At 60.4% G+C, this 24,315-nt stretch carries 25 protein-coding genes and 1 tRNA gene; 8 read left to right on the forward strand and 18 right to left on the reverse strand.

Annotated features, from left to right (window positions below):
- Nucleotides 1-71: 71 nt before the first annotated feature.
- Both AC1DON_RS19640 and AC1DON_RS19645 read right to left on the reverse strand, forming a co-directional pair.
- Nucleotides 72-1,232, reverse strand: a complete 1,161-nt coding sequence (locus tag AC1DON_RS19640; protein WP_476936514.1) for a 2OG-Fe(II) oxygenase family protein — start codon at nucleotides 1,230-1,232, stop codon at nucleotides 72-74.
- Nucleotides 1,233-1,265: 33 nt separating this feature from the next.
- Nucleotides 1,266-1,982 (reverse strand): RlmE family RNA methyltransferase, encoded by a 717-nt coding sequence (locus AC1DON_RS19645; RefSeq protein WP_476936515.1) that lies wholly within the window; start codon nucleotides 1,980-1,982, stop codon nucleotides 1,266-1,268.
- Nucleotides 1,983-2,089: 107 nt separating this feature from the next.
- On the opposite strand from AC1DON_RS19645, the gene AC1DON_RS19650 reads away from it, so the two are divergent.
- From AC1DON_RS19650 to queA, 5 genes are all read left to right on the forward strand, one after another.
- Nucleotides 2,090-2,479, forward strand: a complete 390-nt coding sequence (locus AC1DON_RS19650; protein ID WP_476936516.1) for a hypothetical protein — start codon at nucleotides 2,090-2,092, stop codon at nucleotides 2,477-2,479.
- Between the two features lie 73 nt (nucleotides 2,480-2,552).
- Complete coding sequence (locus tag AC1DON_RS19655; RefSeq protein WP_476936517.1) at nucleotides 2,553-3,023, forward strand: peptidylprolyl isomerase; 471 nt, start codon at nucleotides 2,553-2,555, stop codon at nucleotides 3,021-3,023.
- 184 nt (nucleotides 3,024-3,207) lie between these two features.
- Nucleotides 3,208-3,630 (forward strand): hypothetical protein, encoded by a 423-nt coding sequence (locus tag AC1DON_RS19660; protein WP_476936518.1) that lies wholly within the window; start codon nucleotides 3,208-3,210, stop codon nucleotides 3,628-3,630.
- A gap of 6 nt (nucleotides 3,631-3,636) precedes the next feature.
- Nucleotides 3,637-4,023 carry a hypothetical protein gene (locus AC1DON_RS19665; protein ID WP_476936519.1) on the forward strand — a complete coding sequence of 129 codons (387 nt, stop codon included), beginning with the start codon at nucleotides 3,637-3,639 and terminating at the stop codon, nucleotides 4,021-4,023.
- A gap of 44 nt (nucleotides 4,024-4,067) precedes the next feature.
- Nucleotides 4,068-5,138, forward strand: coding sequence for a tRNA preQ1(34) S-adenosylmethionine ribosyltransferase-isomerase QueA (queA, locus tag AC1DON_RS19670; protein ID WP_476936520.1), 1,071 nt, complete (start codon nucleotides 4,068-4,070; stop codon nucleotides 5,136-5,138).
- A gap of 259 nt (nucleotides 5,139-5,397) precedes the next feature.
- Here queA and AC1DON_RS19675 read toward each other — a convergent pair whose 3' ends face one another.
- The 4 genes from AC1DON_RS19675 to AC1DON_RS19690 form a co-directional block, all read right to left on the reverse strand.
- Nucleotides 5,398-6,522 carry a pyridoxal phosphate-dependent aminotransferase gene (locus AC1DON_RS19675; RefSeq protein ID WP_476936521.1) on the reverse strand — a complete coding sequence of 375 codons (1,125 nt, stop codon included), beginning with the start codon at nucleotides 6,520-6,522 and terminating at the stop codon, nucleotides 5,398-5,400.
- 126 nt (nucleotides 6,523-6,648) lie between these two features.
- Complete coding sequence (locus AC1DON_RS19680) at nucleotides 6,649-7,002, reverse strand: iron chaperone (RefSeq protein WP_476936522.1); 354 nt, start codon at nucleotides 7,000-7,002, stop codon at nucleotides 6,649-6,651.
- Nucleotides 7,002-7,496, reverse strand: a complete 495-nt coding sequence (locus AC1DON_RS19685; protein WP_476936523.1) for an SRPBCC family protein — start codon at nucleotides 7,494-7,496, stop codon at nucleotides 7,002-7,004. The genes AC1DON_RS19680 and AC1DON_RS19685 overlap by 1 nt, the downstream gene beginning before the upstream one ends.
- Nucleotides 7,497-7,500: 4 nt before the next feature.
- Nucleotides 7,501-7,821, reverse strand: a complete 321-nt coding sequence (locus tag AC1DON_RS19690) for an ArsR/SmtB family transcription factor (protein WP_476936524.1) — start codon at nucleotides 7,819-7,821, stop codon at nucleotides 7,501-7,503.
- Nucleotides 7,822-7,914: 93 nt separating this feature from the next.
- Here AC1DON_RS19690 and tgt point away from each other — a divergent pair, with 93 nt between their 5' ends.
- Nucleotides 7,915-9,030 (forward strand): tRNA guanosine(34) transglycosylase Tgt, encoded by a 1,116-nt coding sequence (gene tgt, locus AC1DON_RS19695; protein ID WP_476936525.1) that lies wholly within the window; start codon nucleotides 7,915-7,917, stop codon nucleotides 9,028-9,030.
- Nucleotides 9,031-9,063: 33 nt separating this feature from the next.
- On the opposite strand, the gene AC1DON_RS19700 is transcribed toward tgt, so the two are convergent.
- Complete coding sequence (locus AC1DON_RS19700; protein WP_476936526.1) at nucleotides 9,064-9,702, reverse strand: hypothetical protein; 639 nt, start codon at nucleotides 9,700-9,702, stop codon at nucleotides 9,064-9,066.
- 268 nt (nucleotides 9,703-9,970) lie between these two features.
- Here AC1DON_RS19700 and AC1DON_RS19705 point away from each other — a divergent pair.
- Nucleotides 9,971-10,047 (forward strand) — tRNA-Lys (locus tag AC1DON_RS19705).
- Between the two features lie 95 nt (nucleotides 10,048-10,142).
- On the opposite strand, the gene hspQ is transcribed toward AC1DON_RS19705, so the two are convergent.
- Nucleotides 10,143-10,475: a heat shock protein HspQ gene (gene hspQ, locus AC1DON_RS19710; RefSeq protein WP_192621681.1), complete on the reverse strand. Its 333-nt coding sequence runs from the start codon at nucleotides 10,473-10,475 to the stop codon at nucleotides 10,143-10,145.
- A 280-nt stretch (nucleotides 10,476-10,755) separates the two neighbouring features.
- On the opposite strand from hspQ, the gene AC1DON_RS19715 reads away from it, so the two are divergent.
- Nucleotides 10,756-11,991: a Ppx/GppA phosphatase family protein gene (locus AC1DON_RS19715; protein WP_476936527.1), complete on the forward strand. Its 1,236-nt coding sequence runs from the start codon at nucleotides 10,756-10,758 to the stop codon at nucleotides 11,989-11,991.
- A 20-nt stretch (nucleotides 11,992-12,011) separates the two neighbouring features.
- Here AC1DON_RS19715 and AC1DON_RS19720 read toward each other — a convergent pair whose 3' ends face one another.
- The 10 genes from AC1DON_RS19720 to AC1DON_RS19765 all read right to left on the reverse strand — a co-directional run bounded on the left by AC1DON_RS19720 (nucleotide 12,012) and on the right by AC1DON_RS19765 (nucleotide 24,250).
- Nucleotides 12,012-12,851, reverse strand: a complete 840-nt coding sequence (locus tag AC1DON_RS19720; RefSeq protein WP_476936528.1) for a peptidylprolyl isomerase — start codon at nucleotides 12,849-12,851, stop codon at nucleotides 12,012-12,014.
- Between the two features lie 64 nt (nucleotides 12,852-12,915).
- Nucleotides 12,916-13,398: a pantetheine-phosphate adenylyltransferase gene (gene coaD / locus AC1DON_RS19725; RefSeq protein WP_476936529.1), complete on the reverse strand. Its 483-nt coding sequence runs from the start codon at nucleotides 13,396-13,398 to the stop codon at nucleotides 12,916-12,918.
- Nucleotides 13,399-13,415: 17 nt separating this feature from the next.
- Nucleotides 13,416-16,214 carry a DNA gyrase subunit A gene (gyrA, locus tag AC1DON_RS19730; RefSeq protein ID WP_476936530.1) on the reverse strand — a complete coding sequence of 933 codons (2,799 nt, stop codon included), beginning with the start codon at nucleotides 16,212-16,214 and terminating at the stop codon, nucleotides 13,416-13,418.
- A gap of 53 nt (nucleotides 16,215-16,267) precedes the next feature.
- Nucleotides 16,268-16,774, reverse strand: a complete 507-nt coding sequence (gene ssb, locus AC1DON_RS19735) for a single-stranded DNA-binding protein (protein WP_476936531.1) — start codon at nucleotides 16,772-16,774, stop codon at nucleotides 16,268-16,270.
- A 243-nt stretch (nucleotides 16,775-17,017) separates the two neighbouring features.
- Nucleotides 17,018-17,497, reverse strand: a complete 480-nt coding sequence (locus AC1DON_RS19740; RefSeq protein WP_476936532.1) for a hypothetical protein — start codon at nucleotides 17,495-17,497, stop codon at nucleotides 17,018-17,020.
- 56 nt (nucleotides 17,498-17,553) lie between these two features.
- Nucleotides 17,554-18,216 carry a hypothetical protein gene (locus AC1DON_RS19745; RefSeq protein ID WP_476936533.1) on the reverse strand — a complete coding sequence of 221 codons (663 nt, stop codon included), beginning with the start codon at nucleotides 18,214-18,216 and terminating at the stop codon, nucleotides 17,554-17,556.
- Between the two features lie 244 nt (nucleotides 18,217-18,460).
- Complete coding sequence (locus AC1DON_RS19750; RefSeq protein WP_476936534.1) at nucleotides 18,461-21,502, reverse strand: autotransporter outer membrane beta-barrel domain-containing protein; 3,042 nt, start codon at nucleotides 21,500-21,502, stop codon at nucleotides 18,461-18,463.
- Between the two features lie 152 nt (nucleotides 21,503-21,654).
- Nucleotides 21,655-22,485, reverse strand: a complete 831-nt coding sequence (locus tag AC1DON_RS19755; RefSeq protein WP_476936535.1) for a flagellin — start codon at nucleotides 22,483-22,485, stop codon at nucleotides 21,655-21,657.
- Nucleotides 22,486-22,806: 321 nt separating this feature from the next.
- Nucleotides 22,807-23,631 carry a flagellin gene (locus AC1DON_RS19760; protein ID WP_476936536.1) on the reverse strand — a complete coding sequence of 275 codons (825 nt, stop codon included), beginning with the start codon at nucleotides 23,629-23,631 and terminating at the stop codon, nucleotides 22,807-22,809.
- A 277-nt stretch (nucleotides 23,632-23,908) separates the two neighbouring features.
- Nucleotides 23,909-24,250 carry a flagellar protein FlaG gene (locus tag AC1DON_RS19765; RefSeq protein WP_476936537.1) on the reverse strand — a complete coding sequence of 114 codons (342 nt, stop codon included), beginning with the start codon at nucleotides 24,248-24,250 and terminating at the stop codon, nucleotides 23,909-23,911.
- Nucleotides 24,251-24,315 lie beyond the last annotated feature (65 nt).

The following is a 24,315-nucleotide window of genomic DNA, read 5'->3' on the forward strand; positions in this document are numbered from 1 at the left end:
AATTGGCCCGGGAGGTAAAGGCCTTCCGGGCAAATTATTGTTACGGATTTCCTTATTCTCAGAGCGTCCTGTTACTCAACCGGCTTGGCGCGGAGGTCCAAGGGCGCGTCGGTCGACAGCTTATGCAGGTTAGCTTGGCGCAGGTTGGCCGCCGCATCGTCATAGAGGAAGGGCAGGAAGGCGTAGCGCTTGCCGCGCGTCACCGGCGCCACCGCATGCAGCAGGGAGCACGAGAAGACCACCGCCGCGCCGGCGGGCGGCTTGAACTGGCGCTGGCCGTATTCGGGGAAGCTGAGCGTGCCGCCGTCGAAATCGTCATTCAGGTTGATCGACACGGCAAAGCGCCGGTGGGCCGTACCCGCCGTCGTATTGTCGCGGTGGGCGCGAAAATGGCCGCCGTCTTCGGCCGTGTAGCAGCCGACGATATAGCGCTCCATGCGTGTTACAGCGAACTGATGGACCTTCTTGATCTCGGGCACAATGCTGCGGACTATGGCGGCCTGGGTCCGCGCCATCATGTCCTTGTCCTTGTCAGTCAAGGTATAGTCGCTGCGGCTCTTGAAGCTGGGGTCGCGGACGCCGATGGTGATGCCGTCCTGTTCACGCATGAAGCCTGAGAAATCGCCGCCATGGGTGTCATAGAGGCTGATCAGCTCCTGGCACAGCTGCGGCTCAAAGACGTTCGGCAGGTACAGGATCGGCGCCTGCAACTCGACGCCGGCGAACTGGCCCGGCGGCGGCAGGCGGCGCAGGACGTCGAAAATCTCGGTATTGATCTTGCCATCGCCAATCATGGGATAGAGCCCCATGACGCGCAAGGTCGGATCGAGCAGCAACCAGAAACGGCGCAACTGCTGTTGTTGCGTAGCACCCGGGTCGCGGGGCAAGGCGCCGTACAGCCGCGACGCGCGGCCATCGTAGTCGCGGAAGAAACGGATACCGACAGTGGCGTCGATCATCTGCGTCTCGTCGGCCGGATCGACGCTTACGCCGAAGAAGCAGGCCTTGGCATCGTCAAACAGGTCCGAATTGGCCAGCACCGCGTCGTAGGCAGCCTTCCCGGCCTGATCCGAAGTCGTCTGGATGAAACCCAGCACGATGTAACGCCCGCCTACGGAATGGAAGGCGTAGTTAGGATTAACCGCTGTTTTTTGATGAAACCACGGCGCGGCGTCACCGGGGCCGAGATTGACATACTGCGCCGCGCTGAGTGGTTGAACCTTTGCCGTCATCTGATCTTACGCCCCATCCTGTGCGTGCACAGACTACCCTTTAAACCCCGTCGCAACAATGTAGATTTCAGACGAATCCGCGCGGCTCGACTTCGGCTTGAAGTGTTTCACGTTGCCAAAGCGGACCTTGAGCGTCCGCAGCAGAACTTCGGTCTCGCCGCCCTGAAACGCCTTGGCGACGTAGGCGCCGCCGGTCTTCAGGTTGTTCATGGCGAATTCCGAGGCCAGTTCCAGCAAACCCATGATCTTCAGGTGATCCGTCTGCTTGTGGCCGACCGTATTGTGCGCCAGATCGGACAGGACGATGTCAGGCTTGCCGTTCATCATCTCCATCAGTTGCGTGCTGACCGCCGGATCGGTAAAATCGGCCTCGAGCAGTTCGGCGCCTGGGATAGGATCGACCGGCAGCAGGTCCACGCCCGCTACGAAGGCCGCGCCGCGCTTCATCGCCACCTGCACCCAGCCGCCGGGCGCGCAGCCCAGGTCGACCACGCGTACGCCGCGCTTGATCAGGTGAAAGCGGTCGTCGATCTCCATCAACTTAAAGGCGGCGCGCGACCGCCAGCCCTCGGCCTTGGCCTGGACGACGTAAGGGTCGTTCAATTGCCGCTCCAGCCACTTCTGCTGCGACGTCGTGCGGCCGAAAGCCGTCTTCAGCTTGGTGTGGCCTATGCCGCGGCCGGTGTCTTTGCCGGCGGTCGGCGGCTTCACCATGCGGCGGCGTTCGGGTTCTTCGGGGGTATCGTTCATGCGCCGTCTATAAACGGGTTTTATCTGAAACCACATCGAATTTTGCTTACCTCCCGGCATAAATCCCGGCAATAAACGCCCAGACAGACAATTCGAGGACCTGTTCCATGCGCCTTTTCGCCACCTCCGGCCTGATCGTGATCCTGGGGCTTGCCGCCTGCTCGCCGCCTCCGCAATCGACAGCGACCGCTTCTGAAGCGGCAGCGGTCGTCGCGTCCGCGTCAGATCCAGGCCTGAAGCCGGCCGTCCCGGCGACCTCTGCCACCGGTGCCGCCACCGCCGTGAGCGCCACATCCGCTTCAGGCCAGTGCCGCGCCGAGATCGGCGAGCCGGCCGCGCAAAAGATGGCCGATCGCTGCCGCATGGTCAGCCCGGCGACGCATCCGCCCTGCAACGCCGCCAATACATGCCAGATGATCCAGGACGAGATCGACCGGTCTTGCGCCATGTGGGACAAGGACACGTCGCAGCCGAAACCGAAGGAATGCACGGCCTAGTGTACTTTTATTTGAAATGACGGACAGCCTGGCCTATGTGGGGGCAAATTCTGCCAAGACTTGAGGAGCCATCATGGCCGACGATCTCGAAAACACACTCATCCTGACGCTCGACACCGGCGTGGTGACCATCCGCCTGCGCCCCGACCTGGCGCCCGGCCACGTCGCCCGCATCAAGGAGCTGGCGCGCGAAGGCTTCTATGACGGCATCGTCTTCCACCGCGTCATCCCGGGCTTCATGGCCCAGGGCGGCGACCCGCTGGGTCAGGGCTACGGCGGTTCGGGCAAGAAGCTGAAGGCGGAATTCTCCGATGCGCCGCACACGCGCGGCGTCTGCTCGATGGCGCGTTCGCAAAACCCGGATTCGGGCGACAGCCAGTTCTTCATCTGCTTCGCCGACGCCCGCTTCCTCGACAACCAGTACACCGTCTGGGGCGAAGTCACCGAAGGCATGGACAATGTCGACGCCCTGCCGAAGGGTGAGCCGCCGCGCGAGCCTGGCAAGATCGTCACCATGCGCGTCGCCGCCGACGTCGAAGCGTAAATACGCGAAGCCTGATCATCAGGTATTTTGATACAGAAAAACGCGCTGGATTTTCACTAATCCGGCGCGTTTTTGCGTTCCGTAACGCTCAGTGCTACAATATCGATGTTACGCAATAAAGCCTTAAGTCGTTGCTGCTAAACCCTAAGTTTGATAGACGTTCCGAATTAAAACGGACCCACTCATGACCCGCTCGCGCATGACCCTTTCGGTCGACGAAGCCAACAAGATTTTCACGCTGCGTTATATCGGCAGCATCGATGGCGACGAAGTCAATGAAAGCGTCCTGCACCAACTGGCGCAAATGACCGCGCCGTGGGAATACGACACCATCGTCGATCAGCGCCGCCATGAAGGCACCATCCTGACCGCCGAAATCGAGGAACTGGGCCAACGTTGGAGCCAGTTCGCCCAGGGCCGCGATGCCGGCCGGCTGATCGCCGTCGTCAGCGAAGATTCTCTCGTCCATGCCCGGCTGAGCCTCAGCCAGGCCGCCTTCCCGCAACGCGTTCTCAAGGGCTTTGCGCGCATGGAAGAAGGCGTTGAGTGGATCCTGTCGCAACGCGCCGCAGCCAAATCCAGCGACCCGACAGAGCCGGTCGCATAGCCGGACATGGCGCATTCGCACCTGAATATCTCGATTTTTCCGTACGAACGCCATATCCTGGTGCGTCCCAAGGGCGAATTGTCAGGCACCGAGATCGGCGTCACCAGCCTGACGGCCATCCTGGAGATGCCCGAGGCCTTTAGCTACGACCACCTGCTCGACCTCAGACGTTTCGACGGCGCCTCGATGAGCAGCGAACTGGCCGCCTTTGGCCAGACCTGGCGCGAAGCCGCCGCCGGCCGCGATGCCGGTACGCGCACGGCCATCGTCAGCACCGATCCCCTCTTCCGCGCCCGCGTGTCGTTTTACCGCGAACAGTTTCCTGAACGCGAAATCGATATCTTCAATACGTTCGATGAAGCGCTGGATTGGCTGAAAACGCGGCGCAGCTAAGCCTGCCCGCTTGACCTGATGCAGGTTTCAGCGTTTGAGACGCCATGCTTATTTCCGATTTCGATTTCGACCTGCCCGAAGACCGTATTGCGCTGCGCCCCGCCGAACCGCGTGAAAGCGCCCGTCTGCTGCGCGTCGAGGACGGCCAGTGGAGTGACGCCCACGTCCGTGACATTCCGGATTTCCTGAAGGCCGGCGACCTGCTGGTCGTAAATGACACCCGCGTTCTGCCGGTGCAGCTCCATGGTACACGCACGCGGATCGATGGCGAAGTGCAAGTCGAAGCCACATTGATTAAACCGCTTGGCCGCACAGGCTGGCAGGCGTTCCTGAAGCCCGGACGGCGCGTCAAGCCGGGCGATAAATTGCAATTCACAAGCAGTGAAATTCCCGATTTCAAACTGCAAGCCGACGTGCTGACCAAGGGCGAAGACGGCATCTACACGCTTCAGTTCACTTGCGAACCGCAAGACATGATCAGTCACTTGCATTGCGTCGGCGCCATGCCCCTGCCGCCCTATATCCGCTCCAAGCGAAAAGAAGACGATCAGGACAAGCGCGACTACCAGACGGTATTCGCCCGCGAGGAAGGCTCGGTCGCAGCCCCCACGGCAGGCCTTCATTTCACGCCAAACCTGTTAAAAATCCTTGAAGACAAAGGCGTTGGTGTCGAGCGCATCACTCTGCACGTCGGTGCAGGCACCTTCCTGCCGGTCAAGGTCGAGGACACAAAGGACCACGTCATGCACGCCGAATTCGGTGTGGTGACCGAAGCATCCGCCGCCCGTATAAACGCCGTGCGTGCCGCTGGCGGCCGGATCGTCTGCGTCGGCACGACCTCGCTGCGCCTACTGGAAAGCGCTTGTGACTTGCAAGGCGCCATCCATCCATTTTCAGCAGAAACCGCGATTTTCATTACACCGGGCGTGGTGGTGCGTTCAGCCGACATGCTGCTGACAAACTTTCACCTGCCGAAATCGACCCTGTTCATGCTGGTCTGCGCCTTTGCCGGCACAGAGGCTATGAAGGCGGCCTATGACCACGCGGTCGCAGATCAGTACCGCTTCTTTTCGTATGGCGACGCCTGCCTGCTTACGAACGCGTCGCGCGGGTAATCGCGCTTTTCTATACCTCCCCAACTTGTTGGGGAGGGGGACCGCACGAGACGATGCTTGCATCGGCGAGGTGTGGTGGTGGGGTTTCTTACTTACCAAAACCAAGTTTGAGTTGGACTACCGCCAGAAAGCAAGAAACCCCACCACCACATCTCGTTCGCCATCTACCGATGGCTCACTCGTCTTGCGCTTGCCGGGATTATATCCCGACTACGCTCACCCGACCTCCCCGGCATAGCCAGGGAGGTATAGATAAATCTCACCTCCGGAACACCGGCTTAATTCGCCGGATCGCCTCTTCGACCTCCGGCGTAGACACCGCAAAACTGAAGCGGATAAAGCGGTGGCCTTCGACCGGATCAAAGTCGATCCCAGGCGCCGTCGCCACGCCGGTTTCCTCAAGCAATGCCTTGCAGAAAGCCAAACTGTCGTCGGTCAGATGGCCAATATCGGCATAGATATAAAAGGCACCATCCGGCGGCGCGATGCGATTCAAACCCAGGCCCGGCAAGGCATCAAGCAGCAATTGCCGGTTCCGGCGATAGGTCTCGACATGGCCTTCCAGCTCATCGCGGCTGTCGAGCGCCACCAGCCCGGCGTGCTGGCTGAGCGAAGGTGCGGTCAGGAAGAGGTTGCCGACATAGGCGCGCGCGGTTGCCAACTGCGCTTCCGGCACCAGCAGCCAGCCCAGGCGCCAGCCAACCATGCTGAAATATTTGGAGAAACTGCTGACGACGATCGCGTCCGGGGCATATTCCAGCATCGAACGCGCCGGCTGATCGTAGGCCAGGCCGTGATAGATCTCGTCGGAAATGATGCGAATACTGCGCGCTTGGCAGACCTCGGCGATCGCTTTGAGCTCTTCCGGCGCGATCAAAGTGCCGGTCGGATTGGCCGGGCTGGCGATAATCACACCGTCGGGCGCGGGATCAAGCGCCGCAAGCGCCTTCGCGGTCAATTGAAACCCGACATCGGCACCGCACGGGATCTCGACCGCCTGCATATGCAAGGCTTTGAGATTATTGCGATAAGCGACATAGCCCGGCCGCGCCAGGGCCACGCGTGCACCGGGCGCGAAACTGGTCGTTAGGGCCAGGACCAGGGCCGGCGACGCGCCACAAGTCAGGATAAAGCGCTCGGGAGCGACTGTGACGCCGTAATTATCGCGATAGAGCTTCGCCAGACGCTCTTTCAGCGCCGTGCTTTCCCAATAGCCCATGCCATCGCTGTCGAGAATCCGGTGCGCTTCGGCAATCGCGGCCTTGGGCGCGCCGGTCGACGGCTGGCCAAACTCCATATGAATGATCGACCGCCCCTGCGCTTTCAGGGCGTGGGCCAGGCGGCTGATCTCAATGGCGTAAAACGGAGCAATCTGTGCGGTCATGCGCGCCTTATAGTCGATTGCGTGGCCAGGGCCAGAAGGTTTAACCAGTACGACGCGCTCACTCAATCTCTGATTTCCGTGCCTTTTCCGTGTCGGCGCGCAGCGCCTTTTCGTGCCCGTCCGTGGTTAAGCCTTATCTTTCAGAACCTTCAGCCGCGCCTCGACAATCATTGCCACCACATCGAGCGGCAGATCGTCCTTATGCTCAAACCGCACCGTGTCCTTCTCCGCGCGATATGGTGCAAGCTTCGCCTCGAACGCCGCATCTCCGCGCGCGATCGGATACAGCGCAATGTGCTTTTTCCACGCCCCAAGATAGACCAGATAGGTGTCACCCATGCGAAACGCCGGCATCCCGTACTTGATCGTCTCTGTGACAGCCGGTGCAGCCTTGTAGATCGTGTCGCGCAAGGCGCTTACCCGCGCCGCAACTGGCCCGGGCAGGCCATCGATATAGGCGTCGACGCTGGCGGCCGGCATTATTGCCCTGCCGCCTGAAGCTCGACCACCAGTTCGTCCAGTTGATCCATGGTGATGCGCATGCCCTTTTCCATGCCCGTCGCCAGCACCATTTCGCGTACCTCAGGCGTCGGATAGCGCTCATGCGACACCATCCGCGTCTGGTTGGTGCCAACCGCTTCGAACGTCACCGTGATGGTGGCGTAGCCGGCATCGGCCATCGGCTCGAACGCCTGTGTGTAGACCAGCCGCGACGGCATCACGACCTCGATATACTTGCCGGAAAAAGCAAAAGGCGGCTGATCGCCCGATTGCAGCACATAGCGATAGCCGCCGCCTTCGCGAACATCGGCCTCAACCGACACCATCTGCGCGCCCAATGCCTTCGGCGCCCACCATTTCTTGACGAAGTCGGCCTGCGTCCAGGCTTCGAAAACGATGCCCGGTCTCGCATTGAAGGTGCGCGAAATGACGATCGTGTCGTCGCCGTTCATTTCCATCGTGGTCGTGTTCATCTCATCATTCCTCACGTTTACGCGTCATATCGGCAATGACGTCGTCCAGTTGATCCAGGCGATCGGTCCAGATGCGGCGGTAACGATCAAGCCACTGGTCGATCCGTTGCAGCCCCTGCGCATCCAGCCGGTAAAGCCGTTGCTGCGCCCTCGCCTCGACCTCAACCAACCGCGCCTTTTTCAACCTATTCAGATGCTTGGACACCTGAGGCTGGTTGAGCCCCAAGGTGTCGGCAATGGCGCCTACGGCCTGCGGGCCATCGCGCAGCAACTCAACGATGCGCAGGCGGTTGGGTTCGGAAAGGGCAGTAAAGGTCTCGATCATAGATATATATTCCCATAAAGGAATATTCTCGTCAAGGAATATAAAATAGACCCCGCCTTTACGGGCCGCGCGGTTGCCGCTATTGAGCCGGCCATGAGTGCTTTTCCCTTTGAAATCCATGCCCATGACGGCCAGGCGCGCACCGGCGTGCTGAAAACGCCGCGCGGCGACATCCCTACCCCCATCTTCATGCCGGTCGGCACGGCGGCAACGGTCAAGGCGCTGACGCTCGACATGGTGCGCCAGGCCCACGCCAAGATTATTCTGGGCAACACCTACCACCTGATGCTGCGGCCGGGGCCCGAACGCGTCAAGCGCCTGGGCGGCCTGCACAAATTCATGGGCTGGGACGGGCCGATCCTGACCGATTCCGGCGGCTTCCAGGTCATGAGCCTGTCGAACATTTCCAAGGTCAAGGAAGACGCCGTCACCTTCGCCAGCCATATCGACGGATCGAAACACGTCCTGTCGCCGGAACGTTCGATCGAAATCCAGGCCGACCTGCTGGGTTCCGATATCGTCATGCAACTCGACGAATGCGTCTCCTATCCGGCCGAAGAAGCGCGGGCGCAAAAGGCCTTGCAGTTGTCGGCACGCTGGGGCCAGCGCTCGAAGGACGCCTTTGGTACGCGCGACAGCCAGGCCTTGTTCGGCATCCAGCAAGGCTCGACATTCGAACACCTGCGCCGCGAATCGACTGAGCGTCTGCTCGATATCGGCTTTGACGGCTATGCCATCGGCGGGCTGGCGGTCGGCGAAGGCCATCAGGCCATGTGCGACACACTCGATTTCTGTGCCCCGCTCCTGCCGTGGGAACGGCCGCGCTACCTGATGGGCGTCGGCAAACCGATCGACCTGCTGGAAGGCGTGGCGCGCGGCATCGACATGTTCGACTGCGTCCTGCCGACGCGTTCCGGCCGCCACGGTCAGGTGTGGACCTGGGACGGGCCGATCAACATGAAAAACGCCCGCTTTGCCGAGGACGATAACCCGCTTGATGCGACGAGTGACTGCCCGGCCAGCCGCGACTATTCCAAGGCCTATCTGCACCACCTGGTCCGCGCCGAGGAAATCCTGGCACAGGTCCTGTTGTCCTGGCACAATATCGCGTTTTTCCAGGCGCTGATGATCCGGATGCGCGCAGCGATCGCCGACGGCACTTTCCAGACACTGCGGCGCGATTTGCTCAGCCGCTGGATGAAAGAATAAGAAAAGGCCCGGGCAAAACCCGGGCCTTTTATCTTATTTCCTGCCACCCCGGCGGCTGGTCGGCCGCTTCTTTTTGGCGGTCGTCTGCTGAGGCGCCTTTTCGTAGGTGTCGATATAGACGCGCGGTTTGAACCACGACGGCGCCGCCGGCGGGGCGCAATTCTTGTTCATGCCCACGCCCTTGAGATAGGCGCGGCGCGATTTGCCGGCCTGGATGGCTTCGTCGACCAGCTTCTGATGCTTTTCGGCGCCCGTCATCTGACGGATCAGGCCGCGGAACGGAATGATGCTGCGGGTCGCACCCCGCACAGCACCGACAGCGGCCCTGTTGGCCATCCGTCCGCTCTTCTCGCGCATTGACGAATCATCGGCCGGAGGTGGCGGCTCATCGAGATCCGGCCCCAGCAGGGCATCCAGCTTGCGCACCTCGTCGGAGATCGCTTCGCAGCGGTCGAGGCCCGCCAGATCGTAAGGCCGCGACATGGCGTCGAGCAGGACTTGCGGGATGTTGGTGCGCTTGAGATTCAGGTCTTCGAGCGGCGCGGTAACCGCATCGCCCCAGTCATTATTGTCTTCGGTGGACTGACGCATCTTTTCAGGCCGCTCGTCAGGGCCGCGCGCGCCATTGGCGACATCGTACTCGGGACGCTTGGAGGAACAGGCGCCGAGCACAAGGCTCGCGCACAGTACGACAGCTAAAACTCGAATGGTATTTCCCCCTGTACGCTCCGGCTTCATGGTCCTCCCCGATGGGTTACAAGGCCACAAGCTTGTTATCATGCTACGCCCCGCGTTCGTCATTTTGATGGCCGCTGCGACCGTAAAAAAACAATACATAAAAACAAGCAGACACGCTTGCGAAAAAGCGAACTCCCCTCTATGAAGTCCCCACGTTTGATCCACCCTTTTGCGGCCGGGGTCAAGCCTAACGTCTTGACGTGAGCCCGTAGCTCAGCCGGCTAGAGCATCTGACTTTTAATCAGAGGGTCCTGGGTTCGAGTCCCAGCGGGCTCACCAAGATATGTCGCCAATCCAGTGACATATCTTGGTGACACTTCTTTCTCACTCATGTCTGTTTTTTGTAATGCCGGGGCCGGACCGGCATCGTGGCCTCAGTTCGCCATGCGGCTTTTAGGCAGATAGCGGCCGTTCTCAAAGCGCTCGAACAGCAGCTTGGCCTGCGGATGCTGCAGCGGCTGGCCCGTGGTATCGACGCACAGGTTTTCTTCGGAAGCATAGGCGACGTAGTGCGCATCGCCGCTCACCGCCAGCAGGTGATAGAAAGGCTGGTTCTTGACTGGCCGCACCTTTTCCGGGATGGCCTGCCACCACTCTTCGGTATTGGAAAACTCGGGATCGACGTCGAAAACGACGCCACGGAATTCGAACAGGCTGTGCTTCACGACCTGTCCAATGTCGAACTTCGCAGATCTGTGCTCCGGCATCGCGTGATTCCCATACCTTGTTGGACCTGACGTTTGTAACCCCATCGCCCCCAGGCTTTCAGCGCCTTCTCCCTGCGGTTGTCAGTGAACCGTGTTTTTCATTCAAGGCGCTTTATGGTTAATCCCGGCGGGCGAAAGGCCTTTTCAGATAACGCCTGTAGCGCACCGTGTAAGGCTTTGACCGTCCAAGGAGAATTACCAGTTGGCATTGCCCCTTCCCCGTCCTACAGTACTCGGGAAGACGCGCATCGGTGCGTACAAAATATAAGGGGTATGAGCCATGCAGGCTCCCTCAAAAGCGCGCCGCTTCGGACCGGCGGGCCATTCTTCCGGCGCGGGCCCCTCTTCTGGCACAGGGACGCCTGATGAGCGTTCCAAGGGGCGCCGTTTTCCGCCGTCCCGCGGCCGCCCGCAGCCGACCGGAGAAGGTCAGGTCCTTTACGCGGCGCTCGATCTCGGCACCAATAATTGCCGGCTGATGATCGCCACCCTGCACAATTCGCAATTCAAGATCGTCGAAGCCTTTTCGCGCATAGTGCGCCTGGGTGAAGGCCTGTCGGCATCCGGCCGGCTGGATGACCGGGCCATGGACCGCGCCCTGCGCGCGCTGAAAATCTGTGCCGAAAAGATCGAAAAGCGCGGCGTCACACGTATCCGCGCCGTCGCCACCCAGGCCTGCCGCATGGCGCACAATGGCCGCGACTTTATCGCCCGGGTCGAAAAGGAAACCGGCCTGCGCCTGACCATCATTTCGCCGGAAGAAGAAGCCCGGCTGTCGGTCATGGGCTGCGCCTCCCTGCTCGATGGCGAAGGCCTGTCGCCCAAACCCCGCGCGGCTTTGGTTATGGACGTCGGCGGCGGTTCCACCGAACTGAGCTGGGTCGAACTGGCGGCCACGTCCGGCAAGCGCACCGATCTCAAGGCGTCACGCGTCATGCCGCGCCCGCGCTTCTGGATATCTCTGCCTGTCGGTGTCGTCAGCCTGGCCGAGCGTTTCCCCGAGCCCGAAAGCGGCGATACCCGCGCCTGGTTTGAAAACATGATCGCCGACGTCGCCGGGCGTCTCAAGGACTTCACTGACGCTGACTCGTTCCGCGGCGCCTTCGATTGCGGCGAGGCCTATATCGTCGGGACCTCGGGCGCCATCACATCGCTCGCCGGCATGCATCTGCGCCTCGAGCGCTACGACCGGTCGCGCGTCGACGGTCTGTGGATGCAGCAGAGCCAGTGCCAGGACGTCATTACCCGCCTGCTCGACCTCGGCCGGTCGGGCCGGGAACTGGAACCGTGCATCGGCCGCGACCGCGCCGATCTGGTTCTGGCCGGCGCCGCCATCCTCGAAGCCGTCCAGCGCCTGTGGCCGTGCGAGCGCCTGCGGGTTGCTGACCGCGGCCTGCGTGAAGGCCTGCTGCTGTCGATGGCCAAGAAGCGTCCGCGCCGCCGCCGGGGACGGGGTGGCGGAAAGCCCAGGGTTACGGAACAGGCACAAAAAAGGGCGCCCGAAGACGCCCTTTGACAGCTTGAAAGTACGACCGCTTATGAAGTGGGCTTTGCCGGCTTGGCAGCGGCAGCAGTTGTCGTCGCAGGCGGCGTGTCGGTGCGCTTGACCGGCACGGTGACGTCGCACGGCGAGAAGTTGGTGCCCAGTTCCTTGATCTTGGCGTCAACCACCGCCTGGAACTGCGGCGAATTGGTATCCATGATCTCGATCTTGGGGCGTTCTGCCTCAGGGATATCGGCCAGCAGGCGGACCTTGGTCATCTTGTCCGGATTGATCGCCGGTTCGCCGATCTTGATCTTGCGCACGACATCGAGGCCGCTGACGACGGTGCCGAAGGCCGTATAGCGCTTTTCCAGCACATCATTGGCGCCGCGCATCAGGAAGAACTGGCTGTTGCCGGAGTCCGGCGAATTGTCGCGGGCCATGCCAAGCACGCCCTGGCAGTAGAGGCCCCAGGCCTGGGTCTTGCCATCCACGGTGATAGCGGCCAGTTCCGGCACCTGGCTCTGCACCGGCATGGCGCCGAGATAGCCGATTTCCTTGCCGCCTTGGCGCTGCACGACCTTCATCGGGAAGCTGTTGTCCTTGCGGACGACGAATTCGGATTTCAGATTGGGAAGCGTCGAGCCCCCCTGCCCCGTGCCCTTCGGGTCGCCGGTCTGGGCCATGAAGTCTTCGATGACGCGGTGGAAGATGATGCCGTCGTAGAAACCCTGGCGCGTCAGGGTCTGCATACGTTCAGCGTGAGCCGGCGCCAGTTGGGGGTACATTTCAACAACGACCTGCCCCTTGGTAGTGTCGATGACCAGGGTGTTCTGCGCATCAAGTTCGCGATATCCGGGGTCCAGCGCCATCGCCGATGTCGACGCCAGCAAGGCTGCAATGGCCCCCCGAACTGCCCAATGAACAGCCTTTGTTTTCACCCCTGACATAAACGATCTATCCCTTTACCTTAGCCAACAGGCGTTCCGCCACGCTGGGCGCCACAAACGGCGCGATACTGCCGCCCAATTGGGCTATTTCTTTGACCAAACGCGACGCAACAGCCTGATGGCGTGGATCGGCCATCAGGAACACGGTCTCAATCTCACGATTAAGCTGTTGGTTCATCGCTGTCATCTGAAATTCGTACTCGAAGTCGGCCACAGCACGCAATCCGCGGATAATGACCGACGCTCCGATGTCCTGGGCGAAGTGGATCAGCAGGCTTTCGAAGGGGATGACCTCGACGCGGTCACCGTGGCGCGCGACCTGTTCCTTCAGCATCTCGACGCGCTCACCCAGGGTAAAGGTCGGCCCCTTGCCGGCGTTTTTGGCTACGCCGATGACCAGCTTATCGACCAGTTTGACCGCGCGTTCGATGATATCGCTGTGACCGTTGGTGACGGGATCGAACGTCCCTGGATAGAGCCCAACCCGCATTCGGTCTTTTCCTTACCTTAGGTATCGGCCTGGTCGCTGACCGAAGGCGTTTCGGCGTCGTCTTCGGCAGCCTCGACGATACGCTCGACCGACACGACCTTGCCGCCGCCCGAGGTGCGGAAGATGGTCACGCCTTGCGTGTTACGGCTGGCGATGCGCACGGTCGAGACATTGGTGCGGATCAACTGGCCGGTATCGGTGACGAGCAGCAGGCCATTGCCGACCTCGATCGGGAAGGACGCCACCAGCTTGCCGCCGCGCTTGGACAGGTCGATGGCGACGATGCCCTGGCCGCCACGGCCGGTGCGGCGGTAATCATACGAAGACGTCCGCTTGCCGAAGCCGGTATCGGCAATCGTCAGGATGAACTCCTCGGCGCCCGCCAGTTCGTTGAAGCGCTCTTCGCTGAGCGTCACGACCTCAGCCGAATCTTCGCCATCGTCTTCGACAGCGGCTGACGTGTCCTCGCCTTCGCCCTCACCGCTCACGGCAGCGCGGCGGCGCGCAGCTTCCTTGAGGTAGGTGGCGCGTTCGGCCGGCGTCGCATCGACGCGGCGCAGGATAGCCATGGAGATGACGGTATCGTCGCCATTCAGGCGGACGCCGCGCACGCCGGTCGAGTCGCGGCCCTTGAAGACGCGCACCTCATCGACGGCGAAGCGAATCGAGCGCCCGGCACCGGTCGACAGCAGCACATCCTGGTCTTCGGTGCAGATGGCAACGCCGACAATGGCGTCACCGTCTTCCAGCTTCATGGCGATCTTGCCGGCGCGATTGACGTTGACGAAGTCACTCAGCTTGTTACGGCGGATATCGCCCGAACGCGTGGCGAAGATGATGTCCTGACGTTCCCAGGCTGCCTCGTCTTCCGGCAGGGCCAGGATGTTGGTGACGGTCTCGCCCTTTTCGAGCGGCAGCAGGTTGACAAAGGCCTTGCCCTTGGACTGCGGATTGCCGAGCGGCAGGCGCCAGACCTTGAGTTTATAAGCCTTGCCCGTCGACGAGAAGAACAGCATCGGCTGGTGCGTCGTCGCCGAATAGACACCGGTAATGGCGTCCTCGTCCTTCATGGCCATGCCGGAACGGCCCTTGCCGCCACGATGCTGCTCACGATAGGCCGTCAGCGCCGTGCGCTTGACGTAGCCCGAGTGCGTCACTGTGACGACCATGTCCTCACGCGGGATCAGGTCTTCGTCCTCGATATCGCCTTCGCTGTCGAGGATAGCTGTGCGGCGCGGCACGGCGAACAGCGCCCGGACGTCGACCAGTTCCTGGCGAACGATGCCGAGAATCCGCTCACGCGAGCCGAGGATTTCGAGATACTCGGCAATTGCCGCCGCCAGGGCCTTGATCTCGTCGCCGATTTCGTCGCGGCCAAGGCCGGTCAGGCGCGACAGGGTCAGGGCCAGGATGGCGCGGGCCTGTTCGTCGGTCAGGCGGACATCGCCACCGTCGAGCACGATAGAGCGCGGATCGGCGATCAGCGCGATCATCGGCGCCATGTCGCCCGACGGCCAGGTGCGCGCCGTCAAGCGTTCGCGGGCCTCGGTCGGATCGGCCGACGAGCGGATGATGTGGATAACTTCGTCGATATTGGCGACCGCGATCGATAGGCCGACCAATGTATGGCCGCGATCGCGAGCCTTGTTCAGTTCAAAGCGGATGCGGCGGACGACGACTTCTTCGCGGAATTCCAGGAAGATGTCGAGCAGCTTGCGCAGGCCCATCTGCTGCGGGCGGCCGTGGTTCAGCGCCAGCATATTGACGCCGAAGCTCGATTGCAGGGCCGTGAAGCGGTAGAGCTGGTTCAGGATGACGTCGCCAGAGGCATCGCGGCGCAGTTCGATGACAATGCGCATGCCGTGACGGTCGCTTTCGTCGCGGACATCACTGATGCCTTCGACGCGCTTGTCACGGACCAGTTCGGCGATGTGCTCGATCAGGGCCGACTTGTTGACCTGATACGGAATCTCGGTGACGACAATGCCTTCGCGGTCCTTGCGGATCGTTTCGACGCTGGCCTTGCCGCGCGTCACGACCGAACCGCGGCCTGTCAAAAGCGCCTGACGAGCGCCGGAACGCCCCAGAATCTCGCCGCCGGTCGGATAGTCCGGACCGGGCACGATATCGAGCAGTTCTTCCAGCGTGACCGCCGGATTGTCGAGCAGCGCCAGGCAGGCGTCGATGACCTCGCCCAGGTTATGCGGCGGGATATTGGTCGCCATGCCGACGGCGATACCGCCGGCGCCGTTGACCAGCAGGTTCGGAATCCGCGTCGGCAGGACGGTCGGTTCTTCTTCCTTGCCGTCGTAGTTCGGCTGGAAGTCGACAGTGTCCTTGTCGATATCCGCCAGGATAGACATAGCGGGCTTGGCCAGGCGGCATTCGGTATAACGCATGGCCGCCGGCTGATCGCCGTCGACCGAACCGAAATTGCCCTGGCCGTCGATCAGGACCAGGCCCATCGAAAACGGCTGGGCCATACGGACCAGGGCCATGTAGATGGCCGAGTCACCGTGCGGGTGCAGCCGGCCCATGACGTCACCGACTGGACGGGCGCACTTCACATAGGACTTTTCCGGTGTGTAGCCCGACGCCTGCATCATGTAGAGGATGCGGCGGTGAACGGGCTTCAGGCCGTCGCGCGCATCTGGAAGAGCGCGCGAGACAATGACGCTCATGGCATAGTCGAGATAGGAGCGTTTCAGCTCATCCTCGATGGTGACCGAACCGATGCCCGGCGGCAGGCCACCACCCGCACCTTCGTACGGATTGATGTCGCCACCCAGATTATCGCCGTTGTCGTTATCGCTCATGAATCAATGTCTTGCTGTTGGTACTTAAATTACTGCTTCAGCCGAAAATTCGACTAGAAGGGGATCTCGTCGTCGAGATCGAAGCTTTGCGCCGGCTGCTTGGATTGCGCCTTTGGGCCTGCCGAAGCTGGCGCGCCACCACCACCGCCGTAAGAGTCTTCGTATTCGTTATAACCGCCGCCGCCCGACGATGCGCCGCCGGTGTCACCACGGCCGCCCAGAAGCGTAAGGTTGCCGTTGAAGCGTTGCAGGACGATTTCGGTCGTGTACTTTTCCTGGCCCTGCTGGTCGGTCCACTTGCGCGTCTGCAGGCTGCCTTCGAGATAGACGGTCGAGCCTTTACGCAGGTACTGCTCGGCAATCTTGGCCAGGTTGTCGTTGAAGATGACGACGCGGTGCCACTCGGTCTTTTCCTTGCGCTCGCCCGAAGCCTTGTCGCGCCACTGCTCAGAGGTCGCAACCGTCAGGTTGGCGACGCGCTCGCCGGAATTCAGTGTACGGATTTCCGGGTCCTTGCCCAGATTGCCGATGATGATGACCTTGTTGACGCTTCCCGCCATTGGATATGCCTTTCTGACTACGGTCCGCGCAGGCGCAAAATGGCGCGCAGACCCGACTCGTTGATGTGACTCTAAAGACTTCCGTGCATGAATCCAAGCCTTACGCACCCCGACGGGGGGCGTGGCGTTAACGATTCCTGTTAATCAACTGCACGGCTGCCCTATACGATGGACCAAGACGAATGTTCTCGACTTGTTCTCATCGTATAATCCACACCCGAGGATTTGGCAAATCCCTTACGCCTATTGGCCTGGGGTTACAACCTTGCCGTCGGCGTTCTTCTCCGGCAGGTTCTTGGGCACCTCAACTGTACGCGGCTCATTGCCACGCGGTTCTTCCTGGACGATAGCGCCTGGCTGGACAAGCTTGTTGCCGGCCTTGACCAGCAGGGTCATGCGGATACCTTCGTACTTGGTGCCGAACTCGACCGTCGTATTGTCAACGAACAGGAAGTTGCCGTTATAGGCGCCCTCGGTGATCGGGCCGGCCGTGCCGGTCACGCGCATATTGGTGCGGACGGTGAAAAGCTCGACGGCGCACTTCTCTATCGACGGAACGTCGCGCGCGACCGGGTTGAACTTGGGCTCCTTGGCGCCGGGCGGATGGCCGATAAAGTAGCAGACATCGTCAGCGACGGGCGCCTTCAGCTCCTTCTCGCAGCTCGTCAGGGCCACGGCGGTCACGCCCAAACCACCCAGTACCAGTGCTTTAACGATACGCATGCCAGCCTCCCTGTTTGGTTCATCGGCGCGGGAACACCCCTGAACCTGATTTTGTGTTACCGGACCGAACAGCCCTGCCCCTGGTCGACCAGGGTGCGGAAGTTGGTGTTGTCGTCGGAGATTTCGACACGCTTGGGCACCAGGCGCAGCGTCTTGTCGCCCCAGCGGCCATATTGCGCCGAGCCCGGTGTCACGCAGCGGCCATCGTAGAGCAGACGCGCGCACTGATTAAGCGACAGATTGTCTGACAGGGTATTCCACTGGTTGCCGCTGTAACGCAGACAGGCCGCGGTCGGCCCCTGCCCCGCGCCCGTATCCGGCACGACCTCGCCGCCACCGGCTGGCAGTGCCGGATCGGCCGAAGTCGCAGCCGGCGCGCCAGGCACCGGCGTCAGCGAGCCGGTCGGCGCCGCCACGACGTTACCTGAATCGTCCAGGCCAACATCCAGTGCCTGGGCGGCGACACCGTTCTTCTTGGCACATTCGGCCAGGGTCAGTTCGCCAACATAGGTGCCGCTTACGTAGCAGCGCAGCGTCTTCTTGGGATCGAGCTTGGCGGGCTCGTCATTGACGTTGAAGACCAGGCCCGGCGGCTGGTCATTCATCTTCTCTTCGTCCTTGTGGCTCTTCGACATTCCGACCGCCAGCGCCACGGCCACGCCGATGGCAACAACCGCCCCGGCGCCTATGGCAATCATGCGCTTACGTTCTGGTGTCATGAAGTCCCCCTCATTTTCGCACATCATGCGATCGTCGATCCCGCCAGTCTACGCGAGCCGGCAGGGAGGCTCAAGCCTTCCGCATGAGCTATTTGGTATTTGAGGCGTTTTTATGCCGGCGGCCTGAGAGGCGCAGCAAAACCCTAGATCGGTATGATTTTAAGCGAAAACATCATACCGATCTAAGTTTTTCTTTTGTCACGATATTTAGGCGAAAACCGTTTACACTTTTCGCCATGTCGCTCTAGGCGGAGATGCCCAGGCGCATGAGGCCGGCCTGGTAGTTCTTGATCTGGTCGGTCAGGTAAGCTGGCGCCGGACCAGAGGCTTTTTTCGCCGCCTTGGAATCGGTATCCTGCGGATCGCCGTACTTCAGGTAATTATAGACCTTCTGCACGTTCTTGATCGTCTCTTTAAGCGACTCGATCGCCTTGGTGATGCTGGCGTCGGAGCTGAGGTTCAGCGACTGGTCGTAGTTCAGCCCCATCGCCTTTTGCGATTCCAGGTAACCACTGGCGCTGGCGTCCATCGGCTTCTTGGCGTCGGCGCTGACGATACCGGCCTCCAGCCCCAGCCCTTCCAGGGCGTCACGCCCGGAAGGCCCGGCGACGAATTCCATCTTGCTAGACTTGTTAGATGGCTTGATATCCAGTTGCGAGAAGTCCTTGCCCATCACCTTGACGACGTCGACCTTCAGCTTGTAGCCGGAGGCGCGCACGATCTTCTTCGCCAGGGTCTCCAGCGTTTCGCTGGCATCGATCGTAATGGTCCGCTTCATGCCCGAATTGGGATCGACCATGGCGAACTGGTCGCCGGTGCGGACGCTGGTGCCCGACACGATCGCAGTCGAGTCCTTGTACATGACCGTCCCCATCGGCAGGCCCAGGCGGTCGAGCACGCTCGACGATCCGGCCGAGACAGCAATGGCGTTCGGCTGGACGACGCCGTCCTTGCCGGTATAGCGCGTCTGATATTCTACAACATCGCTAGAAGCCGCATCGAGATTGATCCGCGTCAGATAGGCATCGGTCTTGGTCGTGCCCGCCGACGTCTTCTTGCCCGCCTCGATCAGAGCGACGTCGTTGTCGGCATCTTCGGAAATGGCGCCCGTCGTGCTGCCGGCGATCCACGCCTTGCCGTTGACGAACTGGACCTTGGCGTCCTTTTCGACGCCCGCACCGCCATAGTAGGCGATCTTGTCGGAGGCCGTCGAGCCCAGATTGGCATCGATCGACAACGCGTAGGCGTCGTAGCCGCCGGAGTAGCTGGATTTGACGTCTCCCGTCGCTTCCAGCAGCTTGTTCGAACCCGACGAACCGCCGAGATAGAGCTTGCCGTTATAGAGCGACATGCCGCTGATCGAACCGCCGCCGATGCCGCCCAGGTTGCGCGAAGCCGATTGAGTGGCGCTGTACTTGGTGTAATTCTGGATCGTTTCGACGCCGTTGGCATCCTTGACCGTGCGGGTCGCGGGCTGGGCGTCGAGCGTAAAGGTCTTCACGGTCGCGCTGCCATCCTCAATGCCTGAGGTATATAGCGTGTTGCCGTCGACCACGAGACCTGAAATCGAGTCCGTCTTGTCCGTGCCGGTCTGGACGGTAAACTTCGACTTGCCCGCAGCGTCGAAGCCCATGACATAGCCGTCCCAGCCGCCCTTGACCGAGGTCGTCGCCCCAGGCATCGACGTCCGCGTCCGGCCACCAAGATAGATCGAGCCATCCGCGCCGAAGGCCACGGCCGTCGCCTCGTCCTCACCGTTGCCGCCCTTGCGCTGCGTCCACTTCTCGACACCGTCCGAATCGTAGACCGACACAAAGCTGTCCGACACGGACTCATCGTAGCCATTGGTGCTTTCGTGGATCGTAGCCGTCGTGGTCGTTTGCTTGGGAGCGGTGCCGTAGGTGGTCACCGTCGTCTTGGAAATATTGAGCCCGCCCGTCACCGAACCGGCGATGGCGATCTTGCCGTCGGCCGACACCGCCATCGAGTAGCCCGATGCTGCGTCGGAGGCGCCCAGCGTGCGCGTAAAGACGATATTGCCGGCGGAATCGTACTTCATCAGGGCAACATCGGTCGTACCCTTGATGTCCTGGTTTGAAATCTGGCCATTGACGTCGGCCAGGACGTAAACCGAGCCGTCGGGCCCGGCGATCGACTGGCGGACATTGGCCACAGTATCCGGCATGGCGGTCTGCTGCGACTGCCCTTCGACCCAGTACTTGTCACCGACCTTTGAGACCGGATCGGCGATCGTGCCGGAACCGTTCTGGTCGGTCTGGAACTTGAGCAGTTGCGCCGTTACCTTGGGCGTCTTGGGATCCTTTTCGGCCTCGTCCGTCTTCTTGGTCGTCGTCGTCTTCTTGATTGCGCTGTCGCCCGACGACTGCATGACGAAGACCGAATCCGATTTCGACGCCGCGCTGAAACTCACAGCCTCGTACGACACGCCCTTGAGTTTGAGGCCATAGCTTTCCTGGCCCTTGGACAGGGTTACGGTCTTGCCGTTGATGACCGTGGTCGTCGGCACGGCGGCGGTGCGATTGACCTCGAACTTGGTGAAGAGCCCCTGCTCTTTCAGCTTGGTATTGATGAAGGAGACGACGTTCGACATCGATCGCGTCGTACCCGGGTCCATCTCGTTAAGGTCGATATTGACCGTGAACGGCGTCGCCGTACCGATCTTCTTGATCGACATCGAAAACTGGACGTCATTGCCTTCGAACGCCTTGACCGAGGTCGAGGCCGAGCCTGTGTGGATGGCATCGGCGGCATAGACCGTGTCGGTGCGCGGCACGCCGACCGTGCTTTTCGTCTTTTCGGTCAGGGTGCCTTGGCTCAGCGCGACGTGATCGAAGCTGGTGTCGCCAAGATACTCCGTTACCTCTTCCATGCCGGCGTTGAAGCGCCGCTTCACGTCTGCCAGCACATTGGTGGAAATCTTGTCGTCCTGGGCCTTTTCGGCCAGCCCCTGCAAGGCCGACAGACCCTGATAGAGCGTGAAGAGTTTCGAATAGTCCGGAGATGCGCCGGCGGCATCGATCGTGACCGAGCGCGAATTGATGAAGCGGTGCCCCTTGAGGACCTGGCTGACCAGATCGTCTTCCTGGGGCATTTTCGAGCCGACCGCCCAGGGCGAACGCGGCGCGGTCCCCGATCCAGTCGGAGAATAGGTTTTGGTCGCCCCGCTACCGCCCGTCTGCCCAGCCGAACCCGACGACGAAGACGACCCGAGGCCAATCTTCGCATTGTAGTAGCTCGATATCAAAGATGAATCGAAACCAATCACGACGGGTCCTTTGCCCAATACGGGCGTAGAATCAGAACCCTCAGCTTCTCTTACTAATGTTTAAGAGTCGTAAACCTCTAGGGTTAAAGCCCTTAAAGAAAAAGCCCGCGAACGACGTCGCGGGCCCATGTCTGCGGTACTCTTTGCCTATCCTACTTGAAGAGCGCCAGTATCTGCTGCGGCGACTGATTGGCGATCGACAGGGCCTGTGCCCCCAACTGCTGCTGGACCTGGAGGGCCTGCAGGCGTGAGCTTTCCTTGGCCATGTCAGCGTCGACCATGTTGCCGATACCGCCCTTGATGGCATCCCCCAGCTTTTCAACAAAGCCAAGATGCCCCTCGATCTGCTTGGCCTGCGAACCTAGCGCGCCGAGGCTGGAGTTCAGGTTCAGGATCGACGTGTCCAGCGAGGTCAGGATGTTTGACGCCGAAGTGGCGGTCGATAGCTGTGCAGTCCCACTGATAGTCAGGATCGGTCCGCCCAGCGCCATGGTGCGCACCGACAAGGTGATGACCGAGTTGGCGTCGGCATTGGCAATGAACTGGATATTATTGGACAGCGAGCCGTCGAGAATATTCGAGCCGTTGAAGGTGGCGTTTTCAACGATGTGCTGGATTTGCCCCAGGATCGAAACGAAATCGCCGTTCAAGGCATTGCGCGACGTCGTATCGATGGAGGTGTCCATCGCGCCCACGACCTTTTCGCGCAACTGATTGAGCAGGTCCGAAACCGACTCGCCGGCAGCCATCGACACATCGGCGATCGAGGCGGCGCGGTTGAGGCTGTCCTTGACAGCGTTAAGCCCACCCAGGTCCGACCTCTGGCCCTGCGCGATGGCATAGACCGAAGCATTGTCCTTGGCTGTGGACACCGCAAGACCCGTCGAGATCTTCTGCTGGACGTCTTCCATCTGCAGGTTGGCGTTGTTCAGATTCTGAAGCGCCACCATTGCTGATGTATTGGTGTGCAAGCTCACGGACATAGCCCGTATACCTCCATAATAGGCCGACTCAGTAGAGTCTTAACGATTATGGTAAGCAAAAGGTTAATGCGAACAACCACTTTTCACCCCGGACAGGCGAAAACGCGGCGCGCCTATACGCTCCGGGATGTCAGAATTAGCGACTATGTCATTGAAACTACTGCGATAATATACGCTATCGCCTGCGGATTTTCCGCTGTGGATAGGCCTAATGTGCCGCAAAAATAATTAATAAAAAGTTGACAGCAGGGACGAAAAAGCCCGGCGGAGCCTTATCCGCCGGGCTTTCATTAAGGACGAAATGGGCTTTTGGCGCCGCGGTTAGCGGAACAGGCTCATGACGGTAGAGGTCGACTGGTTGGCGATCGACAGGGCCTGCACGCCGAGCTGTTGCTTGGTTTGCAGTGCCTGCAGCTTCGCGCTTTCCTTCGCCATGTCGGCATCGACCAGGTTGCCGATACCCTGGGTGATCGAGTCCTGGAGCTTGCCCACGAAGTTCATGTGGTTATCCAGCGCCTTCGACGACGTACCGAGCTTCGCCAGCGACGCCGAGACGTTGCTGATCGACGTATCGATCGTGGTCAACAGGCTGTTGGCGTCAGAGGCGTTCGCAAACGTGTCGGTCGACGACAGCGTAATAACCGAACCACCCAGGGACATGGTCTGGGCAGAAACGGTGATCTTGCTCTGGCCATCAGAATTGGCCAGGGCCGTAATGTCCGCAGCGCCGCTACCAATCAGGTTGATCCCGTTGAAGCTGGCATTGTCGAGGGTCGTGGTGATCTGGTCACGGATCGAGTCGAAGTCGTTCTTCAGAGCCGTACGCGACGTAGTGTCGAGCGAGGTATCCGAAGCCGCCAAGGCCTTTTCCTTCAGTTGCGTCAGCATGTCAGAGACGGCCGAACCGGCCGACATGGCAACGTCAACAACCGAAACACCGCGCGACAACGAGTCCTTGACAGCGTCAAGCGACGAAACCGTAGCGCGTTGGGTTTGAGCGATGGCGTAGGCCGCACCGTTGTCCTTGGCGGACGCAACCTTCAGGCCCGTAGAAATACGGTTCTGAGTGTTCATCAGGTCCGAGGAGGTGCGGTTCAGGTTCTGGAGGGCAACCATGGCCCCCACATTTGTATTGACGCTTTGCATCGTAATACACCTATCTTTCTGGTGATGGACGGTATTTTACCGGCCATAGGCATTCTACCCACCGTCCAGAATAGCTACTTATGAATAAGAAGAATTTAAAAAATTGAAGCGATAGGTGGTATTTTATTGTTATTGCTAAGAAAAACTGATAATCAAGATTAATAAAAAACTAAAGAAATGCCTAAATTCTATTAATAATACACATACCTTGCTAAACGACTTCAACCACGCATCAAAAAAAATGCGCGGCACACAAATTAAATACTCAACAGACCTTTTAAACTTCAGTCTTGATAACAGTCCCGGCCTGGTAGTTCCTCGATGCCTTGAGGTCGAGAATTTCCTGGCGGGGAAACTGCCGCACGACTTCTCCGGTGTAGCGATCAAGGGCCTTGTACACCCAATCTCCCGAGTCTGGATCCTTGTCGACAGTCAGACGCAGATTGTATTCCGGCGTGGGCTCACCACGGCCTTGCGACAGATTGCTTTGAGTTCCCGCATCCTTGCTCTTGCCAGACGGCTCGGTTGCTACGACCTCCTTCGGAAGAACAACTGGCATCCGCCCCTGAGACGGGTCCGGCATTTGCGGGAAGTTTACGACATTATTGATCATCTCCATATAACGCCTGGACCTCGTTCTGAAATCCGAAACGCCCTCTATGTGAAGCGAAGAAGAGAGGGAGC

It is taken from the genome of Asticcacaulis sp. P4_H10 (genome assembly GCF_056400965.1).

Excerpts from the sequence above, each read along its gene's own strand:
- queA (WP_476936520.1), top strand. The coding sequence starts at position 4,068 with ATGCTTATTTCCGATTTCGATTTCGACCTGCCCGAAGACCGTATTGCG.
- AC1DON_RS19650 (WP_476936516.1), top strand. The coding sequence starts at position 2,090 with ATGCGCCTTTTCGCCACCTCCGGCCTGATCGTGATCCTGGGGCTTGCC.
- AC1DON_RS19675 (WP_476936521.1), bottom strand. The coding sequence starts at position 6,522 with ATGACCGCACAGATTGCTCCGTTTTACGCCATTGAGATCAGCCGCCTG.
- gyrA (WP_476936530.1), bottom strand. The coding sequence starts at position 16,214 with ATGAGCGATAACGACAACGGCGATAATCTGGGTGGCGACATCAATCCG.
- AC1DON_RS19740 (WP_476936532.1), bottom strand. The coding sequence starts at position 17,497 with ATGCGTATCGTTAAAGCACTGGTACTGGGTGGTTTGGGCGTGACCGCC.
- ssb (WP_476936531.1), bottom strand. The coding sequence starts at position 16,774 with ATGGCGGGAAGCGTCAACAAGGTCATCATCATCGGCAATCTGGGCAAG.
- AC1DON_RS19760 (WP_476936536.1), bottom strand. The coding sequence starts at position 23,631 with ATGCAAAGCGTCAATACAAATGTGGGGGCCATGGTTGCCCTCCAGAAC.
- AC1DON_RS19690 (WP_476936524.1), bottom strand. The coding sequence starts at position 7,821 with ATGATCGAGACCTTTACTGCCCTTTCCGAACCCAACCGCCTGCGCATC.
- AC1DON_RS19715 (WP_476936527.1), top strand. The coding sequence starts at position 10,756 with ATGCAGGCTCCCTCAAAAGCGCGCCGCTTCGGACCGGCGGGCCATTCT.
- AC1DON_RS19680 (WP_476936522.1), bottom strand. The coding sequence starts at position 7,002 with ATGCCGGCCGCCAGCGTCGACGCCTATATCGATGGCCTGCCCGGGCCA.
- AC1DON_RS19640 (WP_476936514.1), bottom strand. The coding sequence starts at position 1,232 with ATGACGGCAAAGGTTCAACCACTCAGCGCGGCGCAGTATGTCAATCTC.
- AC1DON_RS19765 (WP_476936537.1), bottom strand. The coding sequence starts at position 24,250 with ATGGAGATGATCAATAATGTCGTAAACTTCCCGCAAATGCCGGACCCG.
- AC1DON_RS19655 (WP_476936517.1), top strand. The coding sequence starts at position 2,553 with ATGGCCGACGATCTCGAAAACACACTCATCCTGACGCTCGACACCGGC.
- coaD (WP_476936529.1), bottom strand. The coding sequence starts at position 13,398 with ATGCGGGTTGGGCTCTATCCAGGGACGTTCGATCCCGTCACCAACGGT.
- AC1DON_RS19660 (WP_476936518.1), top strand. The coding sequence starts at position 3,208 with ATGACCCGCTCGCGCATGACCCTTTCGGTCGACGAAGCCAACAAGATT.
- AC1DON_RS19755 (WP_476936535.1), bottom strand. The coding sequence starts at position 22,485 with ATGTCCGTGAGCTTGCACACCAATACATCAGCAATGGTGGCGCTTCAG.
- AC1DON_RS19665 (WP_476936519.1), top strand. The coding sequence starts at position 3,637 with ATGGCGCATTCGCACCTGAATATCTCGATTTTTCCGTACGAACGCCAT.
- tgt (WP_476936525.1), top strand. The coding sequence starts at position 7,915 with ATGAGTGCTTTTCCCTTTGAAATCCATGCCCATGACGGCCAGGCGCGC.
- AC1DON_RS19645 (WP_476936515.1), bottom strand. The coding sequence starts at position 1,982 with ATGAACGATACCCCCGAAGAACCCGAACGCCGCCGCATGGTGAAGCCG.
- AC1DON_RS19685 (WP_476936523.1), bottom strand. The coding sequence starts at position 7,496 with ATGAACACGACCACGATGGAAATGAACGGCGACGACACGATCGTCATT.
- AC1DON_RS19745 (WP_476936533.1), bottom strand. The coding sequence starts at position 18,216 with ATGACACCAGAACGTAAGCGCATGATTGCCATAGGCGCCGGGGCGGTT.
- hspQ (WP_192621681.1), bottom strand. The coding sequence starts at position 10,475 with ATGCCGGAGCACAGATCTGCGAAGTTCGACATTGGACAGGTCGTGAAG.